Source organism: Peribacillus asahii (assembly GCF_003570725.1).
Lineage (GTDB): Bacteria > Bacillota > Bacilli > Bacillales > DSM-1321 > Peribacillus > Peribacillus asahii.
The window spans coordinates 1-11719 of sequence record NZ_QWVS01000053.1 but is presented as its reverse complement, the minus strand read 5'-3'; the positions used below and the strand labels follow the sequence as shown (position 1 = coordinate 11719).

Genomic DNA, 11719 nt, shown 5'->3' with positions numbered 1-11719 from the left:
AGAAGAACCAAAAGCAGAACCGGTGCTTGAAAGAAAAGAAGAAGAACCAAAAGCAGAACCGGTGCTTGAAAGAAAAGAAGAAGAACCAAAAGCAGAGCCGGTGCTTGAAAGAAAAGTAGAGGAACCAAAAGCAGAGCCGGTGCTTGAAAGGAAAGTGGAAGAAGAACAACAGGTGGAGCCGGTCCTTGAACAAGAAATAAAAGGGGAGCTAGAAAAAGTTAACTTACTGCATTTAGTGAACAAGAGAGAAGTACCTTCTGTTATCGTTCAACAAGATAAGCGAGAGCCGCAGCAAGAAGAGGAGAAAAAAGTGGAGAAGTCTGAGCAAAAAGCGAGGACCAATGAATCTCAACCTGTTTCGATTATGGACTTTTTCAGTAGAAAGCAAGAAGAAGAGCATGTAAGAGTAAAGGTTTGTATTGTGCAACAGGGAGAAACGATTGATGACCTGGCAGAGCGTTATTCAGTCAATCCGCAAACATTGCTTCAAAGCAATGAGTTAGAACCGCATCAAGATATTTATGAAGGGCAAGTCTTGTACATTCCGAGATCCGCCTCGTATAAAAACTAATTATTACGCTAGAACAGTGAGCAGTGAAGCTGCTTGCTGTTTTTTCTACAGGAAAGAAACCAACCTCCATCAGCTAGGGCTTCATCCCTTACTGATGGTTAGCCACGTTCTGCGGTCACTAAGGTCCCTGGCTTAACTTCACTCAAGTGCCTGTACGAACCTAATTAGTTGAAATTTGCAAAGGTACGTTTCCCTTTATCTCACCGATTGAATCTTTACTACAAAAGTGAGGCGACTGTTCACATAAGATGCAATGCGGCGTGGCTCGGTTTGCCATAGAGTATGACAGCTTATGAACTCGATCGAGGGGAAAATCTGTAGCTAGACGAGGGCAATTGTACCCCGCCTATCTTCCTTGTCTCTGAAAAGCTTGAGGTCTTACTGTCTGTTAAGTGCGGAATAAAATGTCAATATATTTAGTAGTAGCTTCACGTGCCTTACGCTTTTGTTAGGAAAGTGAGTGATGTTATGCCGGAGAATTCACATGCTGAAACGATAGCGGTTTTGCAACAATATGCACTTCATATTCAATATATTGAGGACTTTGGACGTGTAAAGAAAATTTATAGCGACCGCGGTGTATTTGCTTTAAAATCGATTTCTCCTCATGTTGGCATTGATTTTATCCGTAATGTTCAAACGTTGTATCAGCGTGGTTATAACAGGATTGTGCCAATCTATCAGTCAAAAGATGGGCGTTATGCGGTTCTTCATCATAATAAACTTTATTATTTAATGCCGTGGTTGGAAAGTTTAGAAAGCGGAGAACGAGATGTGCGACATAAGCAAATGTTTCGAGAACTGGCACGGATGCACAGCCTTTCTATTAAAGAGATTGAAGTAGATAAGGAGGATAGGGAGGCGCATTATGAACGTACGCTTCAGGCATGGGAAGCGCAGCAAGAGTTTCTAGATGAATGGATCGTAAGCTGTGAGAAGAAATGGTATATGTCACCGACGGAAATGATGTTTTGTGTCTATTACAACGATATTTCGCAGGCGTTGAAATATTCAATTAGGAAGTTTAAGGAGTGGTTTGAACAAACGAAGGAAGAAGAGAAGGTTCGTACGGTTGTAACACATGGAAAAGTGTCATTGAAGCATTTTGTTAGTGATAATCGGGGTTACGGTTATTTTATCAATTTTGAAAATTCACGGGTAGCGCCGCCGCATTTCGATATACTTCCTTTTCTTGTAAGGTCGATGAAGACATTTCCAATTCAATGCAATGATTGTGTGGATTGGCTATATAATTATATTCGCTATTTTCCATTAAAAGAGGATGAAATGTTATTGATGCAGAGCTATCTTGCTTATCCAGGGTCAGCTCTTGATGCGGTTAAAAATTACGTGGAACGAAAAGGGAATAAAACGGAATTAGATTCAGTAAAGGAACTTCAACGTCAATATTGGTTTTTGAAGAATGTTGAATATGTTGTTATGAAGATAGAAGAAATCGAGAACCAAAAGAAGGCGGCTGCCAAAGAAGAGCAGTCACCTCAAAGTTAGCTCAAAAAACATGTTTGGAGTCAACCATTCATGTTTTTTTGTGCTGTCATCAATTTACATAGAAGAATGCAGCGAGAAAAATAAACAGGGCCAGCAAGAGAATATCAATGAATGTCGGGAAAATAAGCGTTCGAACTGCTTGAAAGATTGTAAATGGGACAATAAATTGCTGTACGACAACACTCGCTTTCTTGGTCCAAGGAGGGAGATTGTTTGGGTTAAATTTCTTTTGTCGTTTCATCAGTATGTCATCCTTTATATCATGTCATCCTTTATATCGTCTTGCTTCATCATATGGGGAAGTGCGGAGAAACGTGAAGAGGCTGTCACGAATAGATGCTTCTTGTATAGAATAATAAAAAAACGGAAAGAATGATTGACGATATCCTTTGTTTTTATGTACTATAGATTATGTGTTTGAAAAATACATATTGCGTAAAGCGAAGATCGGAAATAGTATGATGAATGGCGCTTTTCAGAGAGGAAACTATAAGCTGAGAGGTTTCTAAGTAAGCAGCATCAGAAGTCGTCCGTGAGCAATTTTCGTGAACAACTGCAGTAGCGAAAATCGGTAAACAACCGTTATTTTATTTGAGAGCCGGAAAAGGTTTATTTGCTTTTTCGGAAAAAAGGTGGCACCGCGAACAACTTCCTTCGTCCTTTTATGACAGAGGAAGTTTTTTTATGCGCTTAAAAGGAGGAATTTATAATGGAAGAAAATCAAATTTCAATGCCGACGAAATACGATCCACAGTCGATTGAGAAAGGTCGTTATCAGTGGTGGTTAGAAGGAAAGTTTTTTGAAACAACAGGCGATGAACAAAAGGAGCCGTATACAATCGTTATTCCACCGCCAAACGTAACAGGTAAGCTTCACTTAGGTCATGCTTGGGATACGACACTGCAAGATATTTTAACGCGTATGAAAAGAATGCAAGGGTATGACGTGCTTTGGCTGCCAGGTATGGACCATGCTGGGATTGCTACTCAAGCAAAAGTAGAGCAAAAACTGCGTGAAGAAGGCGTTAGTCGCTATGATTTAGGACGCGAGAAATTCGTTGAAGAAACGTGGAAATGGAAAGAAGAATATGCGGGTCATATTCGTGCGCAATGGGCGAAGCTAGGTCTTGGTCTTGATTATACACGTGAACGTTTTACTTTAGATGAAGGGTTATCAAAAGCCGTTCGTGAAGTATTCGTAAAATTATATGAAAAAGGTTTAATTTATCGCGGGGAATATATTATTAACTGGGATCCAGTGACGAAAACAGCGCTATCTGACATTGAGGTTATTCATAAAGATGTGCAAGGTGCTTTCTATCATATGAAGTACCCATTAGCAGATGGCTCTGGTTATATTGAGGTAGCTACAACTCGTCCAGAAACGATGCTAGGTGACTCAGGGGTAGCTGTTCATCCTGAAGATGAGCGCTATAAACACTTAATCGGCAAAACGGTTATTCTTCCAATTGTCGGTCGTGAAATTCCGATTGTTGGTGATGATTATGTAGATATGGAGTTCGGTTCAGGTGCGGTTAAAATGACTCCAGCACATGACCCTAACGATTTTGAGGTTGGAAATCGCCATAACTTAGAGCGCATTCTTGTGATGAACGAAGATGGAACAATGAACGGCCGTGCAGGTAAATATGAAGGAATGGACCGTTTCGAATGCCGTAAGCAAATTGTGAAGGATTTACAAGATGCAGGTGTATTATTCAAAATTGAAGATCATATGCATTCAGTTGGACATTCTGAGCGCAGCGGTGCTGTAGTTGAACCGTATTTATCTACACAATGGTTTGTTAAAATGCAGCCGCTTGCTGATGCAGCAATTGAACTGCAACAACAAGAAGATGATAAAAAAGTTCATTTCACTCCAGATCGTTTCGAAAAAACATACTTACGCTGGATGGAAAATATCCACGATTGGTGTATTTCTCGTCAGCTTTGGTGGGGACATCGTATTCCAGCTTGGTATCATAAGGAAACAGGTGAAGTGTATGTTGGTACAGAAGCACCTGCTGACAGCGAAAACTGGCAACAAGATAAAGATGTATTAGATACATGGTTTAGTTCAGCGTTATGGCCGTTCTCAACAATGGGCTGGCCAGATGTTGATGCAGCGGACTTTAAACGCTATTACTCAACAGATGCGCTTGTAACAGGTTATGACATCATCTTCTTCTGGGTATCACGAATGATTTTCCAAGCGATTGAATTTACAGGTGAACGTCCATTTGAAAATGTCTTAATTCATGGTCTTGTTCGTGATGAGCAAGGACGCAAAATGAGTAAATCTCTAGGTAACGGTGTCGATCCAATGGATGTCATTGATAAATATGGGGCTGACTCATTACGCTACTTCTTATCAACAGGAAGTTCTCCAGGTCAAGATCTTCGTTACAGTAACGAAAAAGTAGAGTCTGTATGGAACTTCTCGAATAAAATTTGGAATGCATCTCGTTTCGCCTTAATGAATATGAACGGTTTAACGTATGATGAAATTGACTTAAGCGGCGAAAAATCCGTAGCAGATAAATGGATTTTAACACGCTTAAATGAAACGATTGAAACGGTTACACGACTTGCAGATAAATACGAGTTTGGTGAAGTAGGGCGTGCACTATATAACTTCATCTGGGATGATTTCTGTGATTGGTATATTGAAATGGCGAAGCTTCCATTGTACGGTGAAGATGAAGCGGCGAAGAAAACAACACGCTCTATTCTTGCTTACGTGTTAGATAACACAATGCGCTTATTACATCCATTCATGCCATTTATTACAGAAGAAATTTGGCAAAACCTACCGCACCAAGGAGAGTCCATTACAGTAGCTGCTTGGCCAACGGTAAATCCTGCATTAACAGATACGGATGCAGCTGAAGAAATGAAGCTTCTTGTTGAAATCATTCGCGCAGTACGTAATATCCGTGCTGAGGTGAATACACCGATGAGCAAGAAAGTAAACTTAATTTTAAAAGCCAAAGATGCGAACATTTCAGCAATCTTAGAGAAAAATGCGAGCTACATTGAGCGTTTCTGTAACCCAGAAGCATTGACAATTGGTGTTGAAGTAGAAGAGCCAGCTCAAGCAATGACAGCTGTTGTAACAGGAGTTGAGCTTATTTTACCGCTTCAAGGCTTAATCAACATCGATGAAGAAGTAAAACGTCTAGAAAAAGAACTAGATAAGCTGAACAAAGAAGTAGAACGCGTTCAGAAGAAACTAGGAAATGAAGGCTTTGTGAAAAAAGCACCAGAGAAAGTAATTGAGGAAGAACGTGCAAAAGAAAAAGATTACGTTGAAAAACGTGATGCGGTAATTCACCGAATTAATGAATTGAAACAACTATAAAAAAGGAAGAACGAGCGGATGTGTGAAGCTCGTTCTTCCTTTTTTGTGCGGGGAAGGGTACGGGGAGTCAAGCGGGGAAAGAAAGGTGCGAAAGTGTGACCAATTATTTTGGTGGGTAACGATAGATGAACCTTTTATGTAAAGAAATGTTATCTATCAATTTATGTTATGAAATGTAACATCTATAAAAGGAGTATAATTTGAAAGAGGGTGTTTTGCAATATTTTGTTATATTATGTAACGAAATGTTCAAATTTTTAAAAGCGTTTAAAAACAGTAGTATTACGTAAAAAAATAAAAAAGGCGAGTGCGACAATGGCACTCACCCCAGTGTTTAAGCGAAATGAGACTGAATAAATTGTAAATATTCTCGGACAATATTGATGTCGCTTAACGCACTTAACGTTCGACTCCCTACGACATCTTCAATTTCATTAAACAAAAATCGACATTTTTCATCAAAAATAAAATCAATGCCGACCATACCAAAATCAAAGGCATCGATGATTGTTTGGATAAGTGCAGTTTCTTCATCTGACAATTTGTACAGGGAAGCGGTGCCTCCAAGGGTATAATTGGCTTTGAAGTTTGAGTTGGATTCTCGTAACACAGCAGCAACGATTTTTTTTCCGACAACAAAGACGCGTACATCTTTGCCAAAAACGCCGGGTTTTTGAATTAACCATTCGCCTCCTGATGGCAATGATGTTAATTGGTCCGCATTTTCAATTAAATAGACACTCTTTCCGCCGCGTCCGTGCACTTCCTTTGCGATAAAAGGGAAGGGAAAGTGTGCTTGAACAGAATCTTGGCAGTAAACAGTGTCTGCCATCGGAATGCCAAGAGTGCTAAGGAATTGATGAGTCTTCGCTTTGTTGTTTGCTATTTCGGACACGAAAGAAGAATTAAAACAAACGGTGCCAAGCATTTCTAATTGCTTAGTGAAAAATGGATCAATAGTTCTAATGATTGCATAGGCAGGCGGTGCAACAGGTTCGTTTCGAAAATCAACAAATAGTTTGTGCTGACGATGACCAATTTGTAAGTCCTCACGATAATGAAACCGTAGCTCCATGTTTAGTTCTTTTGCTTCCGCTAGCATCCACTCTATATATGCTTTATTTTTCTTTGCATCCTCACGATTATAAATTAGCCATCCGATTTTCTTCATTGGTTAGACGTCCTTTGTATCATATAATCAAACATAGCATCGGCAATATTAATACCGGTGCATTCATAAATATTAAGCAAATGCGAATTGGAATTTACTTCGCAAAGAAGAGGCCCATCTTCGCCGTATAATAAATCAACACCGGCAAAATCAACGTCTAGAATGCGAGCAGCCCTAATGGCAAGTTCCGCTTCCGCTTCGGTTGGTATATGAGGGGCACTTTGACCGCCATTTGTCATATTGGCCCGGAAATCATGCTTCGATGTTCGTTTCATCGCGGCTACGACTTTGTTTCCGACAACATTGATGCGAATATCGCGACCTCGACTGTTTTCGATGAATTCTTGTAAAATAAAAGGTTTATGTTTTAATTTTTTTACAAGCTCTATTAATTCGCTCTCTGTCTCGATTAAGTATACTTGCTGTCCAAAAGAGCCATAGGCTTCTTTGACGACAAGCGGGTAACCGAGTGCTTGGCCGATGTTGATAAAGGCGTCAAAGTGTTGGCGCTCAATTCCTTCATATGTAAAGGGTGGAAAAAATGTTTTTGGCATCGGAATGTCGTGATTCGCTAGTGCTTGATGGGTTTTTGCTTTACTATCGCAAATATCAATGGCCTCACTTCTATTATATACAGGAAGGCTGAGCAGCTCTAACTGACGTGCTAAGTGAATGTCTTTATCGAGAAACAGGACAAAATCAGGCAGCGAATTCCTATTATGTATGAGTGTAGCTGTGCTGTTTTCAAGGCTGACAATTAGCTCGCTGTTTCGCACAATAGATGCGGCAATTCCTTTTCTCTCTGCAGCTTCCTTGACGAATAGAGCCAAATCGGAAAATTTCTCGTGCTGTAAATAGCCATTGACAACAATCCAGCAGGAAAGAGTCGATGAATTCATCTAAAATAACTCCTTTCATATAGGTAAATGAATGATATATTGATAAAATATATGTAACGTAACTTGGGAGGCATGAACCAAATGTTAACAACAATGAACGAAATCAATCAATTTTTTGAACATCGATCTGTCCAATTAGGGATGAACTTCGGGCTCTCGCGGATGGAACAGCTATTAGCGAAACTCGGTAACCCGCATAAAGAACTGAAATACATTCATCTTGCTGGTTCAAATGGAAAAGGCTCCACCTTACATTATATAAAAGAAATGATGATTGCAGAAGGGTATACAATTGCTTCGTTTACTTCTCCTTATTTGGAGAAAATGAATGAACAATTGAAGATTAATGATGAGATGATTCGGGATGAAGATTTTGTTGCTGTGTTTCAGCTGCTTTGGCCCGTTATTCAAGAAATGGATGAAGCGGAAAACGGTCCAACGCAATTTGAAATTTTAACGGTGATGGCATTTTGTTATTTTAAGAATTGTAAAGTAGATATTGTTCTGTTGGAAGCTGGTCTTGGAGGGAGATTGGACTCTACGAATGTCATCGAGCCGCTTCTTTCTATTATTACATCTATTTCACTTGAACATACGAACATTTTAGGCAACACTCTTGCTGCAATCGCTTCTGAGAAAGCGGGGATTATTAAAAATGGTGCTCCTATTGTTAGTGGGGTGACGGAAGAGGAACCAGCACAAGTTATTCAGCAAAAGGCACAATCGCTCAATGCACCTTATTTTCAATTAACAAAGGACATCGTCATTCGAAACCTAGAGCATAGAGAAGCCGCTCAAAGCTTTACCTTTGCTTTCCGAGATACAGTGCTTGAACAGCTTGAATTGCAAATGCTTGGTCGTCATCAAGTCGCTAACGCAGCGTTAGCGGTTGCTGCAGTTGTTCTGTTACAAGACTCTTTTGCCGTTTCTGAAGAAAGCATTCGGAAAGGACTACGTGAGGCGAAATGGAATGGGCGGTTTGAGAAAATTCAGGACAAGCCGACTGTTATCTTAGATGGAGCTCATAATCCGGCGGGGATTGGTGTATTGATTCAAACATTAAAAGAGCAATATCCAAAGCAAAAGTATCGCTTTGTTTTTTCGGCTTTAAGAGATAAAAACTATTCAGAAATGATTCGATTAGTGGATAATGTTGCTTCACAGATTTTCTTTACGGAATTTACACATGAGCGGGCAGAGAAGGCGACGATTCTTTATGAAACGAGCAACGCTAAACAGAAACATATCGATTTTAACTGGCAAACGTGTCTTACGCATGCTCTAACAGCAGAAGAAGATGAGATTGTTGTCATTACAGGTTCGCTTTATTTTCTTTCTTTAGTGAGAGGGTATATGAAAGAACGTAAGGATAAAGTATGATAGGAATATAGTTGCATAAGCGAGGTGAAGCAGATTGATTCTCATTTTTTCCGTAATCATTGCTATACTTTTTTTAGCATTGCTATTCATTTTCCTTCCTTTGAACTTAACATTAAAAGGGAAGGCCATTTTCTTTTTAGCTAGTGTTTGTACAAGTTTCCTTGGATTGGCCGTTATGAATCAAGTTTCGATTTGGGGAGCGCTTGCTGTCCAACTGTGTTTTGCCATTGTTCTTGCTTATCTGCTGACAAAACGACTTGCGCTTTTTCAAGAAGATGAAGATGAGTCGGCTTTTCAGAAGAAAGAACTACAGCCATTGTTTCGTTATGAAGAGCTTTTGGAGAAAGCAAATCTGTCAAATACAGCGGATCAATATGGGGCTCCTTCAAAGCCTATCTCTTTTATCAAAAAAGAGTCGTTGTCTGCTCAGCATTCTGAAGCAGAACCGCAGGCTGGCAACCTTTCTGATATAGAGCATGAAACGTTTGAGAAAACGAAATTCATAGATTTGGAGGCTCAAATAGCTCAAGAACAAGAAGAAAGTCGAAGTCAGCTTACACTAGAAGAGGTTACGTTTATGGCGGAAGATGATATGGAGTTCATGGATAGGGAAGTAAGGGGGACAGAGGAGAAAGTAGAAGACCAAAGTCAGTTTGTATTAGAAGAGGCTGCATCTATGTTAGAAGATGAGCTGGATTTTATCGATATGAAAGCAAGAATGATAGAAGAACAGGAAGAAGACAAGGTACAAACGTCATTTGAAACAGAAGATGAATCGAATGATGTCATGAAAACAAGAATGAAAATGTTTGAAGAACTCGATGAGATACAAGAGTTGTCAAATGAAGCTCGAAAAAATGAAGAGATTCAGAGAGTAGAAACACAAACGATTAAAGATTCTGCAGGGAAGGATGAAGATGCGTTTCCGAGCACAAGCCTTGATTCGTTTGAGGATTTAGAAGAACGGTATTTAAAACATAAACAGAAGAAAGACGGGGAGACGGTGTAAGTGAAGAAGGGGTATGTACGAACTTTAATTCTCTTAATAGGCAGTACTTTGTTTATCACCTGTTTCTCTCAGTTAGCGGTATTTGCTTATGAAAAAGCCTTTCCGCCGAGCAGGATTTTCGCTAATGGGACAGTGATTGGACCAATTGATGTAGGGAATCTTTCCGAGGATGAAGCGGCGTCTAAGCTATCGGAGGCTATGGGAATTTGGCAGAATAAACAAGAGATCACAGTATCATTTTCAGATCAAAAAAGAACGATTCCGGCGATGGATGTGAAGTTTCTTTTGCAGGAGTCAATTCGGTCGGCAGAAGATGGAGTAACGAATCCGTTGTATGCGGATATTTCAAAAAAAACGGTTCGTAGTGTATTGGTTGAAATGGCAGGCGAGGAGTTTGTTTCTAACCTAGATGTTACAAAGCTTAAGTCCGAAATAGAACGAAAAGCAGGATTATTAGGCAAGGATGGAAATGAAATTGTGGCGATAAAGTTCCTGCGTGATAATCTAGAAACGAAAGTGTTATCTCGTGCTGAAATGAATGTAACCGATGCAGAAGATGCAGCTTCTTTCGTAGAGCATCATTCAACGTTCACGATTCCGGCTTTTCAGACCGTAGCTTTTATGAAAGATGTGATGGTAAACGATCAGACATTTTCAGAAGCCTTTTTAACGGAAGCGGCATCGGCTCTTTATAAAGCAAGTTTAGCGACTAACCTGCAAATTATTGAAAGACATAAGAGTGTAGAGCTTCCAAGTGGTGTAGAAGCAGGATATGAAGCGAAAGTTAACGAAAGCGATTTAGATTTTATTGTGAATAATCCAAATGATACGGAATTAACCGTAACGTTTAAATTGAAACAACAAGGCGTGTTAGTTGCTGAAATAAGAGGCTATCCGAACGGAAAAAAATATACAGTTCGACAAGAAAATCCGAAAACATATCCATTTAAAACAATTGTTCGATACACATCGGACCCATCCGAGCCAGCAGCCTCACCAGGAAAACAAGGTTACTCAGTCTCCGTTTACCGAGATGTCCATGATAGTTCCGGAGAGATTATCGACTACAAGCTCATGGCAAAAGACTTTTACTTGCCAGTTAATGAAGTAGTTGTGAAGGAAACGAAGGAAGAAGAAGTGCCGGAAGAAGTACCGGAAGTAGTCACGGAAGAACCTGTAGTGGATAATGAGGAGCAAGCTAAGGGTGCCGATGAAGAGACGAATCAGGATGAAGAGGTAAAAGAGAGCGAAGAGAAAGAGGAAAGTCCTGAGGTAAATGAAGAAGCTGTAGATGAGAAAAAATAGGGTGAAAGGAAACAGGCTGATGTGAATTAGCCTGTTTCCTTGTTAAGAATATCTATTGTTTTTACAAAAAAACTAATAAACCTCGAGGACTGAAATCTACACTAATTTTGTGGGTTATTTTAAAATGCTGGGCAATTGGCTATATACTTTTCTTTATCAATCGACGGAGAAAATACCTGATTGCTTTTTCCAGAAATTCCCGTAACAGTGCCACCTACACAAATCTTTGACTTGTTAATTTCTCCATCAATAGTTCCGAAAGTTGCATTTCCATCTATATACAAATTAGAGTTATGAATTGCCCCCTTAATAATTTTGAAAGTTGCATTTCCACTTATATGAAACGACGTAAAGCCCTGAATTCCCCCATTAATTCTTTCGAAATATGCATCTCCCGGTATTGTTAACTCTTTAACATCGGGCATTTTATAATTTTTATCATATTTATATTGTTTTCCTTCTCCTGTATCAGTGTTGCTACCATCGGTGCTACCGCCATCGGTGCTACCGCCAT

10 protein-coding genes and 1 other annotated feature are annotated in these 11719 nt (G+C 39.7%); of the genes, 6 read left to right on the top strand and 4 right to left on the bottom strand.

Annotation, left to right across the window (positions count from 1 at the left end):
- The coding region (locus tag D1953_RS18930) for a LysM peptidoglycan-binding domain-containing protein (protein ID WP_119118710.1) at positions 1-571 on the top strand (571 nt) is incomplete at its 5' end.
- A 468-nt stretch (positions 572-1039) separates the two neighbouring features.
- Positions 1040-2080, top strand: a complete 1041-nt coding sequence (gene ysxE / locus D1953_RS18925; RefSeq protein ID WP_119118709.1) for a spore coat protein YsxE — start codon at positions 1040-1042, stop codon at positions 2078-2080.
- Between the two features lie 49 nt (positions 2081-2129).
- Here ysxE and D1953_RS18920 read toward each other — a convergent pair whose 3' ends face one another.
- Positions 2130-2321 carry a hypothetical protein gene (locus D1953_RS18920; RefSeq protein ID WP_119118708.1) on the bottom strand — a complete coding sequence of 64 codons (192 nt, stop codon included), beginning with the start codon at positions 2319-2321 and terminating at the stop codon, positions 2130-2132.
- Between the two features lie 193 nt (positions 2322-2514).
- Positions 2515-2745 (top strand) — a binding site (T-box leader).
- A 44-nt stretch (positions 2746-2789) separates the two neighbouring features.
- On the opposite strand from D1953_RS18920, the gene D1953_RS18915 reads away from it, so the two are divergent.
- Positions 2790-5441 carry a valine--tRNA ligase gene (locus D1953_RS18915; protein ID WP_119118707.1) on the top strand — a complete coding sequence of 884 codons (2652 nt, stop codon included), beginning with the start codon at positions 2790-2792 and terminating at the stop codon, positions 5439-5441.
- Between the two features lie 334 nt (positions 5442-5775).
- On the opposite strand, the gene D1953_RS18910 is transcribed toward D1953_RS18915, so the two are convergent.
- Together D1953_RS18910 and D1953_RS18905 are read right to left on the bottom strand one after the other, a co-directional pair.
- On the bottom strand, positions 5776-6612 hold the full coding sequence (locus tag D1953_RS18910; protein WP_119118706.1) for an ATP-grasp domain-containing protein: 837 nt from the start codon (positions 6610-6612) through the stop codon (positions 5776-5778).
- A complete protein-coding gene (locus D1953_RS18905; RefSeq protein WP_119118705.1) occupies positions 6609-7511 on the bottom strand; it encodes an ATP-grasp domain-containing protein in 903 nt (300 codons plus the stop codon). The genes D1953_RS18910 and D1953_RS18905 overlap by 4 nt, the downstream gene beginning before the upstream one ends.
- Positions 7512-7592: 81 nt before the next feature.
- On the opposite strand from D1953_RS18905, the gene D1953_RS18900 reads away from it, so the two are divergent.
- Genes D1953_RS18900 through D1953_RS18890 form a run of 3 tightly spaced genes read left to right on the top strand, consistent with a single transcriptional unit; the run spans position 7593 to position 11205 of the window.
- The gene (locus D1953_RS18900; RefSeq protein WP_182480683.1) at positions 7593-8891 is read left to right on the top strand and encodes a bifunctional folylpolyglutamate synthase/dihydrofolate synthase; all 1299 of its coding nucleotides are present in this window, start codon (positions 7593-7595) and stop codon (positions 8889-8891) included.
- Between the two features lie 34 nt (positions 8892-8925).
- A complete protein-coding gene (locus tag D1953_RS18895; protein WP_119118703.1) occupies positions 8926-9900 on the top strand; it encodes a hypothetical protein in 975 nt (324 codons plus the stop codon).
- Positions 9901-11205 (top strand): VanW family protein, encoded by a 1305-nt coding sequence (locus D1953_RS18890; RefSeq protein WP_119118702.1) that lies wholly within the window; start codon positions 9901-9903, stop codon positions 11203-11205.
- A gap of 119 nt (positions 11206-11324) precedes the next feature.
- Here D1953_RS18890 and D1953_RS21460 read toward each other — a convergent pair.
- Positions 11325-11719, bottom strand: a 395-nt coding sequence (locus D1953_RS21460) for a hypothetical protein (protein ID WP_182480682.1), incomplete at its 5' end; no start/stop codon positions are given.